11 protein-coding genes and 3 pseudogenes are annotated in these 15,431 nt (G+C 53.5%); 4 read left to right on the top strand and 10 right to left on the bottom strand.

Annotated elements, in window-relative coordinates; all coding sequences use genetic code 11:
• Positions 1-2: 2 nt before the first annotated feature.
• Complete coding sequence (locus HMPREF1153_RS06240) at positions 3-1,631, bottom strand: malolactic enzyme (protein ID WP_009646072.1); 1,629 nt, start codon at positions 1,629-1,631, stop codon at positions 3-5.
• A gap of 151 nt (positions 1,632-1,782) precedes the next feature.
• Here HMPREF1153_RS06240 and HMPREF1153_RS06245 point away from each other — a divergent pair.
• Positions 1,783-2,059 (top strand): annotated as a pseudogene (locus HMPREF1153_RS06245) (GNAT family N-acetyltransferase).
• 114 nt (positions 2,060-2,173) lie between these two features.
• Here the strand turns inward: HMPREF1153_RS06245 and HMPREF1153_RS06250 are convergent.
• The 7 genes and pseudogenes from HMPREF1153_RS06250 to HMPREF1153_RS12320 all read right to left on the bottom strand — a co-directional run.
• On the bottom strand, positions 2,174-2,419 hold the full coding sequence (locus tag HMPREF1153_RS06250) for a SemiSWEET family transporter (RefSeq protein ID WP_009646032.1): 246 nt from the start codon (positions 2,417-2,419) through the stop codon (positions 2,174-2,176).
• Positions 2,416-2,583, bottom strand: a complete 168-nt coding sequence (locus HMPREF1153_RS12690) for a hypothetical protein (RefSeq protein ID WP_156810558.1) — start codon at positions 2,581-2,583, stop codon at positions 2,416-2,418. Before HMPREF1153_RS12690 ends, HMPREF1153_RS06250 begins: the two co-directional genes overlap by 4 nt.
• A gap of 34 nt (positions 2,584-2,617) precedes the next feature.
• Positions 2,618-3,562, bottom strand: coding sequence for a Dyp-type peroxidase (locus HMPREF1153_RS06255; protein WP_009646026.1), 945 nt, complete (start codon positions 3,560-3,562; stop codon positions 2,618-2,620).
• Between the two features lie 222 nt (positions 3,563-3,784).
• Positions 3,785-5,002, bottom strand: coding sequence for a recombinase family protein (locus tag HMPREF1153_RS06260; RefSeq protein ID WP_009646064.1), 1,218 nt, complete (start codon positions 5,000-5,002; stop codon positions 3,785-3,787).
• 102 nt (positions 5,003-5,104) lie between these two features.
• The gene (locus tag HMPREF1153_RS06265) at positions 5,105-5,743 is read right to left on the bottom strand and encodes a DsbA family oxidoreductase (protein WP_009646051.1); all 639 of its coding nucleotides are present in this window, start codon (positions 5,741-5,743) and stop codon (positions 5,105-5,107) included.
• A 6-nt stretch (positions 5,744-5,749) separates the two neighbouring features.
• Positions 5,750-6,130: a winged helix-turn-helix transcriptional regulator gene (locus tag HMPREF1153_RS06270; protein WP_006689657.1), complete on the bottom strand. Its 381-nt coding sequence runs from the start codon at positions 6,128-6,130 to the stop codon at positions 5,750-5,752.
• Between the two features lie 204 nt (positions 6,131-6,334).
• A pseudogene (locus tag HMPREF1153_RS12320) lies at positions 6,335-6,556 on the bottom strand (phage portal protein); the annotation flags it as partial.
• 139 nt (positions 6,557-6,695) lie between these two features.
• Between HMPREF1153_RS12320 and HMPREF1153_RS06275 the strand changes: the two are divergent.
• On the top strand, positions 6,696-6,941 hold the full coding sequence (locus tag HMPREF1153_RS06275) for a hypothetical protein (protein ID WP_006689659.1): 246 nt from the start codon (positions 6,696-6,698) through the stop codon (positions 6,939-6,941).
• A 152-nt stretch (positions 6,942-7,093) separates the two neighbouring features.
• On the opposite strand, the pseudogene HMPREF1153_RS12325 reads toward HMPREF1153_RS06275, so the two are convergent.
• Positions 7,094-7,577 (bottom strand): annotated as a pseudogene (locus tag HMPREF1153_RS12325) (terminase TerL endonuclease subunit); the annotation flags it as partial.
• Positions 7,578-7,793: 216 nt separating this feature from the next.
• Entirely contained in the window at positions 7,794-9,107 is a 1,314-nt protein-coding gene (locus HMPREF1153_RS06290; RefSeq protein WP_009646075.1) for a recombinase family protein, read from the bottom strand.
• A gap of 378 nt (positions 9,108-9,485) precedes the next feature.
• Here HMPREF1153_RS06290 and HMPREF1153_RS13050 point away from each other — a divergent pair, with 378 nt between their 5' ends.
• Together HMPREF1153_RS13050 and HMPREF1153_RS13055 are read left to right on the top strand one after the other, a co-directional pair.
• Positions 9,486-13,883 carry a filamentous hemagglutinin N-terminal domain-containing protein gene (locus HMPREF1153_RS13050; protein ID WP_009646084.1) on the top strand — a complete coding sequence of 1,466 codons (4,398 nt, stop codon included), beginning with the start codon at positions 9,486-9,488 and terminating at the stop codon, positions 13,881-13,883.
• A 61-nt stretch (positions 13,884-13,944) separates the two neighbouring features.
• The coding region (locus HMPREF1153_RS13055) for a hemagglutinin repeat-containing protein (RefSeq protein WP_009646105.1) at positions 13,945-15,431 on the top strand (1,487 nt) is incomplete at its 3' end.

The raw sequence follows: 15,431 nt of genomic DNA on the forward strand, positions 1-15,431 counted from the left end.
CGTCAGTATTCCGCCTTCCAGACCATTTCCTCGACAGCGGCCTTTACATCCGCGACCGCGCGTCGGTTCAGTCCCTGCTTCACGGCACACTCCGCAACGGCAACAGCGACGGCGGCAGAGAACTCAATGAGGCGCGTAACGGGCGGAATGACGGCAGCGCCCTTTGCCTCGGGCGTAAGGAATGCGCCGAGTGAATGCGCCGCGGCCGAGATCATCTCATCGGTCACGAGCTTCGCATCGACCGCCATGCTGCCGAGGCCGAGTCCCGGATAGATAAGTGCGTTGTTCGCTTGTCCGATCTCGTAGGTCGTTCCTCGGTAGGAGACCGGATCACGCGGAACGCCGGTCGCAACCAACGCACGCCCGTCCGACCAGCGAATGAGGTCCTCCGCTGTCGCCTCGGCAAGCTCCGTCGGATTGCTCAGCGGAAAAATGATCGGACGATCACACCACGATGCCATCGCTCGCACGATCGTCTCCGTGAACGCGCCCGGCATTGTCGACGTGCCGACAAGGATGGTCGGCTTTACCGCCATCACGGCGGCCGTAAGCGTCGTGAGCGAATCCGCATGTTCAAACTCGCTGCGTTTTCGCGCGAATGGCTTTTGCTCCGGCGTCAGGTCGCCCATGTCGTCAAAGAGGAGGCCCTGCTTGTCCACGAGGTAGAAATGCCCGCGCGCCTCCTCCTCGCTGAGCCCCTGCTCGACCATCTCGCGGCAAATACGGCTCGTGATGCCCGCGCCCGCCGTCCCCGCGCCGAAGCACATGTATCTCTGCTCCGTGAGCTTCTGCCCCGTGATCTTCATCGCGCCAAGGAGTCCTGCGAGCGTGATGATGCCCGTCCCCTGACAGTCGTCGTTGAAGACGGGATAGGTCTTCTGGTACCGGCGCAGAATCGGCGCGGCGTTCGGCCGTCCAAAGTCCTCGAAGTGGAGATAGAGGCGTGGGAAAAGCCGCTCCGCCGTCTGCACAAAGGCATCGATGAAGTCGTCGTATGCCTTGCCCCGCACGCGTTCGTGACGATTGCCGAGGTAGAGCGGATCCTGCAGGAGGCTCTCGCGGTTCGTCCCGCAGTCGAGCATGACCGGCAGCACCGACGTGGGGTCAATTCCCGCTGCTGCGGTATAGACCATCAGCTTCCCGACGGCGATATCGGCACCGTCCGTCCCCCAGTCGCCGATGCCGAGAATGCCCTCTGCGTCCGTTGCAACGATGAGACGGATCTCCCGGTCGCCCGCCGCCTGCCGCAGCGTCGTCTCGACCGCCTCCGGGTGATCGATCGAGAGATATGCCGTCTCCTGCGGGTTGATAAACTGCTCGCTGTACTGTTCAATGCTCTCGGCGATCACGGGATCGTAGACAATCGGCATGAGCTCTGCGATATGCTGACGAAACACATAGTAGAACAGGCGGCGGTTGCGGTTGAACACGTCCATCAGGAAGCGGCGCTTCTCGAGCCCCGAGCTCTTGCGCTCCATCTGCTGATAGATGCGCTGCGCCTGCTCCGCAATCGTGTCAACATGCGGCGGCAGGAGGCCCGTAAGTCCAAACTGTGCGCGCTCGTCAGCACTGAACGCCGTCCCCTTGTTTTGAAACGGATCGCTCAACAGAGCATACCCTTTCTTGTCCATAATTTCCCCCTTTTCGTCAGTGAAACACTCTTGCATTCGGTATTCGAGAAAAGCCCTCCGATTTCCTGCTGTGCACAATTTATAATCTGCTGCCGCATACTGGACAGGCACATTCCTCATGCGTTACAATACGGGCAAAGGAGGAATCACCATGCAGATCGTATTTGAACCCGAACATTTCCGCAGCGCGGCCTATGACGGCGAAACACGCGTCGGCGTCGCAGAGCTTGAGGAGGCGCGCGGATGCTGGGTCATCACACATACCGAGGTTGACCCCGCCTACGGAGGGCAGGGCATCGCCCGCCGCCTCATCGAGAAGATCATCGCCGAGGCGGCGCCATACAGGGAAGAAGATCGTCCCCATCTGCTCCTATGCAGAGAAGATGATGCGCGGCAGGGAGGAATACACCGATGTGCTTGCAGACTGAGTGGAATCCGTTCGACAAAAAGGGACTGTTGCACGAAGTTTTCTAACTTCGTGCAACAGTCCCGCGAACTCACGGAAATTCACATCATTTGTATTGGCTGCTGTGTTTACGCATTTAGAGACGAGCGGTAATCGCAGCCGTCAGACCAAAGATGATGCCCGGAGAATTGGCGATTACGAGCGGCCAGTCGCGCTGCTTTTTGAAAAACCCGTATCCAACCCACATCGTGCAGTTGATGAATGCGACGAACGGCTGAATCCAGTCTCCCTGATGACCGGACAGATTTCCAAGGATCTGCGGGATATAGGAAACGTACATACAAATGGACAGACCGGAGGCAATCACGCCGACGATGCTCATCTTTTTTTGGCAGCCTCTTTGCCAAGCTGTACAGCCTTCTTTTCCAGATGCTCTACCTCAGCTTCTGTTTTTTTAATACTTCTTCCATATTGTGTTCCCTCCAAAAAGATCAATGATCTTTCAACACCCGATATTGTAACACAAAATTTCTTGACTGATACCACATTCCCCAGTGTATACCGATATACTCAATGCTCCCTAGAACAATTCCCCCTCGGCGATACGCCCTAAGATTTCCTTCGACGGAATGAAGAAGAGCTGCCCCTTTTCGGCGGTCGAATATTCGAGTAGGCGGTCATCCTGCGTAAACATATTGGTGACCATCTGCCGTGTCACATTCCAATGGCGTGCGTAGCCGATGAAATAGGTGCCGCGCACCCCCTCGCCGGGATTCGCAAAGACGACGTTCATGCGCACGATCTTGTGCTCCTCACCATCGCGGTTGTCCTGCGAGATGATGTTGTGCGCACGCGGATCCTTCTCCTCGTCGGAGAGTTCAAGATCGCTGTATTTCCTCCGGCCGACATACTTCTCCTGCACCTCGGTCGGGAGTGCCCGCCACGCGTCGAGGTCGTGAATGTATTTCTGTGCAAAAGCATAGGAGCCGTTGATGAACTCCGGATCCTCCGCACCGATGATCGCCCACTCCTTTGCCTCCTCACCGACGGGATTCTCCGTTCCGTCAATGAAGTCAATGATTGCACGTCCCTCAAGATAGTGAAAGCCGTGTGTCTCATCTACCACGTCCACGACAGGACGAAAGAAGCTCATGATCTGATCGACGACGAGATAGCTTGTTGCCGCCTGACCCGCACGCACATGGAGAAAGAGATCGGCAGGTGTCGCAGGTGCCGTGTGGTGTTCGCCGTTTACCCCCTGGAAATCCTCGAGTTCCTTCGGCTTCTTTGCCGTTGGAAAGAGATATTCCCACGCACGGTTGCTGAACCCAAACGAGAGCTTCACCGTCTCCGGTGCGACGCGGATGTTCATCGAGCGCTGAATCGCCTCCATCCGATCTGCCATATCGGCGATGATCTCCCGCTCCTTCTCAATATCCTCGCGTTTCAGTGAGAGCATGACGAAAATGACGCTCTCACCTGCATCCTTGAACACATCCTGTGCCAGATTTGCATTGACCTCCATAGATCCCCCTCCTACTTCATAATAACATCTGCCTTGTGTTTGATTGTACGCTTTTTCTCCGTGCAGTACAAGAAAAATATCGACAAAAGAATGTGTTAGGGAAGAATTTTTATTAAAGAGTTCTTTTTTATCTGTCTTTTTCCTGTCCATCTCAATAAATTTTCATCGTTGTTCAGTTTATTCTCTTGATGGAGCAAATACACTGTACCAATCTAATGAGCGTCATCCTCCAATGCCACTCTCAATCCCACCCTTAAAAACAACAACAATCTGCCCGTCCTTCTTGACCACAATGTAATCGAGCAGTCCGCTCCACAAATCCTCGTCAAACTCAGCCTGCTCCTCGTTGATACCACATATCACTTGAATTATGGTCTCCAAGGTGTTTCTCTTACTCTCCCTCTCGGCAATTTGCTCGTCCAACTTCTCCAAATTCCCCTGCTTTTCCACATAGCGTGCACGAATCTCGTTTTCCTGTTTCAGATACGCATTCTGATCCTGTGCCACCCGTGCATTCTCGCGAATCAGCGTTTCAAGGTGTTCTGTCAAACTGCCGAGTTCCTGCTCTACTTTATCCCGTTCCTCCGTCAGCTCCTCCGTTTGGCAAACACTGTCAATCAGCTCCGTGAGTTCTGCAATCACGTTCTCTTTGACCTCTACCAAGGAGTTCAGTGCTTTGACGAAAATCCATTTGATTTCCTCTTCCGTCAGATGCCTCGTGCTGCACGGCTTTCCCTTTTGGGAATATTTCTTGTTGCAGCGGTAGATCACCCTGCGGTATTTGTCGGTCGAGTGCCATACCTTCGCTCCGTACCAACAGCCGCAGCAGCCGCATTTGATTTTGTTTGCGAAGATGCTCACACCGCTGTGCTTGCCGTTCTGCTCTCTGCGTTTTATCTCCGACTGCACAAAGTCGAATAAGTCCGGTGGAATAATCGCCTCATGGTGTTCCTCCACATAATACTGCGGAATCTCCCCGGTGTTCTTCCGTCGCGTCTTATCGAGGAAGTCTGCCGTATACTCTTTCTGGATCAGTGCATCGCCACGGTACTTCTCATTTGTAAGGATGGAGCGCACTGTGGAGATGTACCACTTGTCCTTTCCCGACGGAGATTTGATGCCGCGCTTCTCCAACTCTTTTGTGATGGCATAGAAGGATCGGCCGCCAAGGAAGAGTTTGTAGATGAGTCTCACGATTTTTGCCTGTTCTTCGTTGATTTGGAAATCCTTGTCATAGCCGAGACGCTTCCCGTTGTGGAGCAGAACTCTGCCCCGCCTCAGTTCGTTGTGTACGGTGTTGGGCGCGCAGCCGATCTCCTGTGCGATGCTGCGAAGGGAGCGTCCGTCTCTATGTCTGATCTGGATGATGACGCGCTCTTCATAAGTGAGATGTGCCCCTTTGCGATGCTCCGATTTTGTGGTACACTCTAGTTGTTCCATAGCGTGACTTCTTTGGTAGATTGGTCTGTTCAACTCTATTTTACCATAAGGCTTCCGCTATGGAATTTTTCCTGTGCAACTTGATTTTACAACCTACAAAAATTATTTTTCCAGTGCCTTTTGGAGTGCGGCTTTCATCCGTGTGATGCTGTCTGCGCCGGCAATGCGTTCATCACCGATGATAAAGAGCGGCACGGAGCTAACGCCACGCATATAGGCCTCCGTTTCATCCTGCTGCACTTCGTCCAGATAGAGCGTGTCGAACTTGATCACTTTTTCCGCTTCTTCCATATTAAGACCTGCCGACTGTGCCGCACAGCGCAGAACATCGGGTTCGGAGAGGGCGGCATTTTTGCCGAAATAGGCATCCATGAGAACCTCGATAAGACGGTCGGCTTTCTCCGGCTCTTTGCTTTGTGCATACTTGGTCAAACGATGTGCATCCACGGTGTTGACAAACTGGGCATCGACAAAGTTGAAGTTCAGTCCTTCCTGTCTGCCCATGGCAGTAATGCTGTCGATGCGCTTTTCTGCTTCATCTGGCGAGAATCCGTACTTGTGTACGAAGAGGTCGGTCATGTTGCCTACGGATTTTCGCGGTGCATTTGGATCAAGCTGGAACGCTTTCATTTCAAGTTCAATCGGCTCGGTGGTGTCCATCGCGGCAATGGCTTTTTTCATGCGTGTCTCTCCGATGTAGCAGAAGGGACAGGCGTAGTCGGACCAATATGTGATTTTCATGTGGCATCACCTTTCGTTATGTGATGATAGAGTGGGTTCTTCCTGCGGCAGAGATTCTGCCTGTGTCGTGTGTTGATGCAGATAGTCGATGTAGCGGTTTCCCCACACTTCAATGCAATCGAGGACGGGGGTGAACGCGTAACCGATTGGCGTCAGCTCGTATTCGACGCGCGGCGGGACTTCGGGGAAGGCGGTGCGTGTCAGCAGGCCTTCATATTCAAGCGTTTTCAGCTGTGTGGCAAGTGTCGCCTGTGTTGCGCCGACTTCCTTTTGAATTTCACCAAAGCGCCTTGCACCGGCGGCAAGGGTACGCATGATGAGGATCGCCCATTTCCCTGCGATGAGTTTTTGCGCCGTAGCAAAGGGACAAGAACCGAATTTGTTCATCTGTCGATGGGGGGGCTTTGTCATGGTGATTCCCTTCTGTCTGCATATCGTTCATACGACCTGTTAGAAATAATAGCATAGTTCTTTTGTTAATGCAAGTCGAAAAATTAAAGTTAGTGTTTTTTATGTGTTTCTGATCATATTATTGGGTGGACTGTAGTATAATGAAAATATATAGAAAATCCAACGAAAGTGAGGTAGATACACACGCTCTTTTCCCTGCCCTTTGTATTTATAGACGTGGAGCGGCAATCCTGCGATGGATTCGGCAAGGATGCGCACGCAAGCGTAAACCGCTGTTGTCTACATCGCAGTCCTCTCATTGACCGCCTTGCCCGCCGCTGTCTGTCCAAACAAAAAGGACAAGCCGCCGAGGTGATTCTTGGGCTTGTCCCGTGAACGGAAGAGTTTTGTGAAGAAGTTCATGGAAACCTCCATTTCAGGTTTGTAATTTTTATGTCCGCTGCAATCTCCCAATCCCCATGTCTTGCACAATATTCGAATTTGATTTATACTAACCATATCAAATGTGGGAAATCCCACTCCTTAGAACGGAGGAATATGTATGCAAGCTGCAATCAAAGGTCGCTATCAGGCTCACTTGGATGCAAAGAAACGTCTGACACTGCGCGGTGCTAAATATGATTATTACGAAGTACAGGAATACGATAACGGCATCATCCTGCTAGAGCCGCGAGAACTGGTTCGTCCAGAGGAAATATCGAAACGTACGCTACAGATGATGGATGAATCCATCCGCAATCTGAATGCAGGAAAAGTTTCTGCACCGATTGACCTCTCCGGATTCTGAATATGGATTTTTCGATTCATATGGGTATTCCATGGCCCAGAGCAGAAAGATATTACCATCATCGGATTGGAACCCCATCCCGAAGATAAGAAAAACGGTGCATACGACAAGGTCACGCTGTCAAAACTGGAACCGCTCGAATAAACACTAATTCACAGCAACAAAATTCCTCGCTCATCATAGACACATGCGGAGGTATCTCATTCCCACACCGAATCGCACGGTCAAGTGCCATGATGAGCGCAATCACGCCGTCGATCTTCTCGGTGGATTTTTCCTTGTCTGCCTTGATGTTTTCTGCAGGGTCGGTGCGAATGAATATATTGTCTGCCATCCAGCGCATGACGGGATGCCCGCCGTGCGCTATTTCTTTTCCAGCGTCAGCTTCATCAACTCCTTGGTTGGTGCCCCCATATCCTTAAAGCCCTACCCGAATGGAACAACGGTGAAGCTCATCCCCTCGAGGTTTTGCACCATCTGTACCGCGTCACGTCGCTCAAAGACAATTTCGCGGATGTTGTACTTCTCGCTAAGCTGCTCAATAAACGCCTCGATAAAGCCGTAATGTACGTCATTTTCTCCGGATTTATGATAACCAGATAGTTTCCATACAGACGAGATTCGGAAATCTATGTTGCTTCCTTGCTATGAGGTCAGCATCCAGAACGGCAATCTTCATCATCCCTTGAGCGCGGTAGGCGCTCCATGCCGATTTTCCTACAGAACCACCGAATGTGGTGATGCAGTTCTGCTTTACGATATCCAAAATCTCATTCTCTTTGAAAAGGAATGTGCATCTGACTATAATGTAGGATGGGGAGCATAATGGAATCTATTTTTTTCTAGAGGCACTCATCCCCCAACACCAATCTCAATCCCTCCCTTGAAAACAACGACTACCGTGCCGTCCTCCTTGACCACAATGTGATCGAGTAGTCCGCCCCATAGCTCCTCGTCAAACTCAACCTGCTCCCCGTCGATACCACATACCACTTGAATCATGGCCTCCAAGGTTTTTCTCTTGCTCTCTCTCGCGGCAATTTGCTCGTCCAACTGCTCCATATCCCCCTGCTTTTCCATATAGAGCGCACGAATCTCATTTTCCTGTTTCAGATACGCCGTCTGATCCTGTGCCACCCGTGCATTTTCACGAATCAGCGTTTCAAGGCGTTCTGCCAAAACACGAAGTTCCTGCTCTACTTTATCCCGTTCCTCCGTCAGCTCCTCCGTTTGGCAAACGTCGTCAATCAGGGATCGGAGTTCCGCAATTACGTTCTCTTTGACTTCCACCAAGGAGTTCAGAGCCTTGACGAAAATCTGTTTGATCTCCTCCTCTGTCAGATGCCTTGTACTGCATGGCTTGCCCTTGTGGGCGTATTTCTTGTTGCAGCGATAGATGACTCTGCGGTATTTGTCGGTCGAGTGCCATACCTTCGCTCCGTACCAACCGCCGCAGCAGCCGCATTTGATTTTGTTCGCGAAGATGCTCACGCCGCTGTGCTTGCCGTTCTGCTCTCTGCGTTTTATCTCCGATTGCACAAAGTCGAACAAGTCCGGCGGAATAATCGCCTCGTGATGTTCCTCCACATAGTACTGCGGAATCTCACCCGTATTCTTCTGTCGCGTCTTATCGAGGAAGTCCGCCGTATACTCTTTCTGGATCAGCGCATCGCCACGATACTTCTCGTTGGTGAGGATGGAGCGCACTGTGGAAATGTACCACTTGTCCTTTCCCGATGGGGATTTGAGGCCGCGCTTCTCCAGTTCCTTGGTAATCGCATAGAAGGATCGCCCGCCAAGGAAGAGTTTGTAGATGAGCTTCACCACTTGCGCCTGTTCCTCGTTGATTTTGAAATCCTTATCATAGCCGAGAAAGGCACTGTAGCCCACACTGGTCTTGCCCTCGGCGAACTGCTTGCGTTTGCCCCATGTGGTGTTCTCCGAGATGCTGCGGCTCTCCTCCTGCGCTAGGCTGGACATAATCGTGATAAGGAGCTCGCCGCGTGAATCAAACGTCCAGATATTCTCTTTTTCAAAGTAAATCTCTACACCATGTTCCTTGAGCTTTCGGACGTTTTGGAGCGAATCCACCGTGTTCCTCGCGAAGCGGCTGACGGATTTCGTGATGATAAGATCCGTCTTACCCCTAACTTTGATACAATCCAACGATGCACCCCCTATACCCGATTAACGATGCACCCCCTTGCACCCCCCTGCTTATCGTTAAACGAGTATGCACCGTGAAGCCGCATAAATCAAGGCTTCTCGGCATAGTGTTAGGGGGTGCATTTGCACCCCCTAGGTCGAGATTTTGCACACCCTAGCCAGAAAAACCGGACACGAGAATCTAAAAATTGGTCATGGAACCTGGATGTCGAACAAGACTGCTCGAAGAGCTGTACATACGCTAACAGACTCCATAGACTATAAGACTACATCTGCCCTTTTCCTTCCCCATTTTGCTCTCTTGAAAGAATCATTAAAACATGCTACCATGACCTCATTCATTTCGTGTTTTACATCATTCAAGGAGGCTCTTATCGCGTGAAAAAGAAGGAACTGGCAAGAAAGATTACGAGCTGGCTCACCTTGGGCGCATTCTCTGTGCAGCCGATGCTTGCTTTTGCGGAAGAAATTCTCCCGGACAACAACGCCCCAGTTGCGGAACGCCCCCTTGTAACGGAAACGGCAAGCGGCAATCCCCTTGTCCAGATCACAACGCCCACGGCAGGCGGCGTGTCTGTCAATCGCTATGAATTCTTCAATGTTCCCGAACGCGGCGCCATCCTCAACAACAGCTACGGCCTCACATCCACCGAGCTTGCCGGATATGTGCAAGGCAATCCGAATCTCGCCGCAGGCACGGCGCGGCTTATCATCAACGAAGTCACGAGCGCCAACCCGTCTGAATTGCGCGGCTTTTTGGAGGTCGCAGGAGACAAAGCCGGTGTCGTCATCGCCAATCCCAACGGGATTCTGGCAGACGGCGCCGGCTTTTTGAATACGGCGAGGGTGACGCTTGCGACTGGGCGCACCGAGATGGATGCATCGGGCAATCTCGCCGCCATTCGTGTGGAAGGCGGCAAACTCTCCATCACAGGAAACGGCCTTAATGCCCAAAGCACAGATTCCGCTGAAATCTATGCCCGCGCCATCGAAATCAATGCCGGACTCTGGGCGAAAAACGCCAGACTCTCTGCCGGAGCCAACGAAATCCGCTATGCAGACGGAACGATCACGCCCATAAAAGGCACGGAAAACGCGCCAGCGTACGCCCTCGATCTCGCCGCCATCGGCGGCATGTACGCGAACCGCATCGAGCTTGTCGGCACGGAAAAAGGCCTCGGCGTCAACCTCGCAGGACAAATCACGAGCACGGAAGCCACCTCCCTCGACGTCAACGGCAATCTCAAGACCTCGGGCAACCTCTACACGGACGGTTCAACCCGTATTCATGCAGACGAGATAGAAAACAGCGGCGCTGTTTACAGCAAGGAAGACACCATCCTGACGGCTTCCTCCTTACAAAACAGCGGCAAGATCGTCGGCGGAGCAGATACGGCAATCCGTGCCTCAACCGTCGCCAATACCGGCACGCTCGCCGCCGCCATCGCGCCCTCGGGCAAAACAAACGATGCCGGCACGCTCACTGTTACGGCAAAAGAATTCGACAACAACAATGCCCAACTCCTCAGCGGCAAAGACATCGTCGTATCCGCTGAAAACATGCGCACGCAAAACATCCGCATCGCGGGTAACGGGGATATTTCCCTCGTTTCTCAAAATGCCCTGACCGTTGAAAACAGCACCGTCCAAAGCGGCAAAGACCTGTCCGTCGAAGCGAACACCATGCCCCTTGGCGGCAATCTCTCCAGCGGCAGGGATATGACCATCGCAGTGAAAAGCGACCTCTCCAACGAGGCGGCGTCCGAGAACTTCGGCAATCTCCATGCGGGAAGAAACCTCACGGCAAACATCCGGGGAAACGTCTACAATCAGAGGGCGATGAACGCAGGCGGCACGCTTTCCCTTACGGCAGACGGAAGTCTCACGCAAACCGCTGCGGGAAAACTCTCAGCGGAGCATCTCCATGTCAAGGCGGCAGATGTAGAAAATAGCGGTCTTGTTCAAGCGAAGGAAGAAACAATTCTCCATACTGCACGGTTCAAGAATGACGCCACTGGCGGAATCTATGGCAGAAGAATCAACGTACAGGCAAAGAACGGCACGGAAGAAGACAGCGCTGCCGCCGCACTTTACAACAGCGGCAAGATCATCAGCGAAGCGGATACGACGATTCATGCTGCTTCCGTCGTCAACAAAGGCACGCTTGCCGCCGCTATCGCTCCCTTAGGCAAAGCGAACGATACCGGCACGCTCACGATTGCGGCAAAAGAACTCAGCAATAACGCCCAACTCCTCAGCGGAAACAATCTGTCGCTTTCTGCCGAGAACCTTCGCACAAAAAGCGGTCAGATTGCAGGCAACGGGGATGTTTCCCTCACCGTCAAAAATGCGCTCGACATCCAAGACGCCTCTGTCCAAAGCGGCAGAGACCTCTCCATTGAGGCGGACGCCATGCCCCTTAGCGGCAATCTCTCTGCCAACCGAGATATGCGCCTCACGCTCCATGACAGCGGCCTCTCCAACGAATCTGCTGCAGAAAACTTCGGCAATCTCCATGCAGGGCAAAATCTCACGGCAAGTCTCCGGGGAAACGTCTACAATCAGCGAAAGCTGGAAGCTGCCGGCACGCTTTCTCTTGCAACGACAGGAAGCCTTACGCAAACGGCTGCGGGAGAAATCTCTGGAAAGAGCCTTGCCATTCATACGGCAGATATGGAGAATCGCGGCCTTGTTCAAGCCGACGAAGGAGCCGCTATCACCGCCTCGAATCTCAAGAACGACGCTGCGGGCAGAATCTACGGCAATACGATCCACGTGCAGGCTTCGCACATCCGGAACGAAAAGCATGCCGCTCTTGAAGCGCGTCTGGCACAAGAGATGCGCATCCTCAAGGAAAAGGCCGAGCTCCTCGAAGCCGCGCATCGCGTCGACGTCACAAAGTTCACATCCCATGCGGACATTGCCGCCTACAAAGCGAACATCCAAGCCGCCGAATCCGCCTACGACACACAGCAAAAGGTTGTAGATGCCGTCAAAGCCGAGCTCACCGCCCTTCCCTCAGGCGTCATCGCCGCACGTGAAGCTCTCGCTCTTCAGGCAAACTCCATCGAAAACAGCGGGAATGCCCTGCTCTACTCGGGCGGCGATCTGTCGCTTGCGGCAAAAGAAGAAGTCGCCAATCGCGGCGCACGCATCGAGGCGCAGGGAAACATCTCCATCACTGCGCCTTTGACGAAGAACGAGAACGCTGCCTTCTCCGCCAAGCGCGTCATCACAGAGACGAAAGACAATCCCGTGAAGCTTCGCATTGATGAGGGCGGCCATATCGAACAAGGGCAGGCATTTCCCGCAGAAGAATTTCGCGAGATCAACAGCGGTTACGGCGCATACCACAGCTATGTCGCGCCAAAGGCGATTCTTGAACCTGCGGAGTACAAGCCCATCGAGCAAATCTCGGAGGAAGAACGTGCTGCGGGCGAGAAGCCCATTCCGGACGAACTGATCGGCGCCCTTGCGCCGACATACGCTTACGACGATCCGATCTTCAAACAATTCGGCGTCGCCTCCATGAGCACGGACCGCCCCGCTGCAGACGATCTTGCACGTTCTGCATGGGATGAAGCATACAAAAAGATTCTTGCAAAACTCAACGAAAAGATTACGGTGTATAATACAGAGGCAAAAGCGTACAATCAAAAGATCGGCACAGCGGCAGGGCAGAAGATCATCCACTTCACTGTCATTCGCAGTCGATCGCTCCTTTCGAAGGAGCATGTTACCTCCTCTCTCCCCGGCAGTATCCGTGCAGGCGCGAACATCCTTTTGAACAGCGCCGTTGAAAACGAGGACAGCAACATCGTTGCAGGAGGAACACTCCATGCAACGGGGGCGGTCAAAGAAGACGCCCAAAAACAGCAGGAACTTGCCGTCACCTTCGGAACGACACAGGGCAGTTATACCGAAAGAAGGAACTGGCTCCATAGAGGAAAAGTACGGAAATATCACGGTGTAGTCTTCATGACGCCGGAAATCACAAAAAGCAATCCCTCCCCCATCGGCGTTCAGACCTATGAGAGCGGCCGTGCTGTTTCTGTCGCGCAGGCAGACATCACAAATGCCCAAAGAGCGCACGTACAAAACGCCCTCTCTCCCTTCGGACTTTCCCACACAGATACGTCAAATCATGGCACGGATACGCAGATAGAGCCGCTCTTCGTCAGCTCCCTCTACCACGTATACCCGGAAGCCACAGCGAAGTATCTCGTAGAGACCGACCCTGCCTTTACCAACAAGAAGCAGTTCCTTTCCTCGGACTACATGTATCGCCAGCTGAAATGGGATCAAGACAAGATTCCCAAGCGCGTCGGCGACGGCTTCTACGAGCAGCAGCTTCTCGCAGAGCAAATTCTAAAGCAGACAGGCAAGCGTCATCTCGACGGCTATACAGACGATGAAACCGCCTTCAAAGCATTGATGGATGCGGGTATTTCCTATGCCAAGGAGATGAATCTCGCACCCGGCGTCGCCCTCTCCAAAGAGCAGGTCGCCGCCCTCACCTCGGACATGATCTGGCTCGAAGAACGCGAGGTCGAAGTCAACGGACAAAAGGAGCGCGCTATCTATCCCGTCCTTTATACGAAAAACACCGATGGACTCCGACTCACTGAAGGCGGCAGCCTCATCTCGGCGAAGAATATCGTCGTCGAGACCAAGGACGCACTGAAGAATGCCGGCACGCTCTACGGGGAGAACATCATCGCCAAAGCGGGAGATATGGAAAGCTCGGGGCTTGTCCTCGGCAAAAACATCGCCTGACAGTCCGATCGCGACATCAATGTGCAGGGAAATATCATCGGCGAGAAGAAAGTCTTCCTCGATGCGAAGGGCAATATTAGCGGCAAAGAGCACGAGCGAGCATCTGGCGAACCAGGATGTTCTAAATACGACGGCAGGCATCGCTGTCAAGGGCGCGGATGGCGTCCTCGTCGCCAGCGCAGGAAAGAACATCGAGCTTGTCGGCGCAACGCTCTCCGCGCTTGGCAAGAATGGCAGCGTCCTCCTCTCAGCGGGAGAAAACATCACGCTTGACACAAAGAAGCTCCAAAGCCAAAAAGACATGACGGAGAATGCAGAGAATTACCTGCGCACCAAGCGCGGTACAGAGCTTGGCACAGAGATTCGCGCCGATGGAAACATCTCCATAGCTGCCGGAAACGATCTGAAAGCAAGAGCCGCTACCATCGCCAGCACGGAAGGCACGACCTCCCTCACCGCTGGAAAGGACATCACCCTCACCGCAGGACGCGAAACTGCCGAAGATCACTACGGTCATCGCCATACGGCAAGCGGCTTCCTGTCAAGCACCCGGACAACCATCCGCATCGACAATGCGACGGACGAGGCGCGCGGCACGCTCGTCACTGGAAAGGATGTCAACCTCGCCGCCAAACAAGATGTGACGCTGCAGGCGGCAAACGTCCTCGCGGACAATACCACGAATATCGCTGCAGGAAGAAACTTCACTGCGGCATCGGAAGAGAACTACGCCCATACGGACAGCTTCAAGGAAGAAAAGACTTCCGGCATCTTCTCCTCCGGCGGTCTCGGCTTCACCATCGGCACGCAGCAGGTCAAGAGCGAGCGCGACAGCTCCGCGCTTACACAGGCGGGAACGAACATCGCAGGCTTTGCAGGCGACGTCAAGATCACAGCCGGAGATACCGCGCACCTCACATCGGCCAGTATCCTCGCAGGCAAAAATGCGAGCATCACGGCAAAGGAGACGCAGATCAACGGCAGGGAAAATATCTACCGCGATGTCTTGACGCAGGAGAGCCGAACAACGGGACTGACCGTCAGCCTCGGGCATGGACTCTTGAGCCTCGGACAGGAGATCGCCGCACCTTTGCAGCGCATGGGCGAAGTGCAGGACGACCGCTTGAAAGCCGTCTACGCTTGGAAGGCCGGCCGCCTCATCCATGAAAACTTCGACAAGGGGCAAAACCCGCTGAAAGATGCCGCAGGCTTCTCCTTAAACCTCAGCCTGGGCACGAGCAAGTCTTACAGCCGCACGGAGAGCGTCACCAAGGAATATGCGGGCAGCAAAATAGCCGCCGGAGAGAAAGCAACGCTCTCTGCCATCGAACGCGATCTTACCATCCAAGGCTCTAAAGTCGAAGGAAAGAACGTCGCCCTGACAGCAAAGCAGAATATACAGCTGACCGCCGGAGAAAACAGGAACCGCACGACGACGCAGAACGAAGCAAGCTCCGCCGGGATTGGTGTCTCCTTCAGCCCGCAAGGACTTTCAGGCCTCAGTCTGCACGCAAGCAAAGCACAGGGAAACAGCAAGGAAAATGCCTC

It is taken from the genome of Selenomonas sp. CM52, assembly GCF_000292955.1.
Classification (GTDB): Bacteria; Bacillota; Negativicutes; order Selenomonadales; family Selenomonadaceae; genus Selenomonas.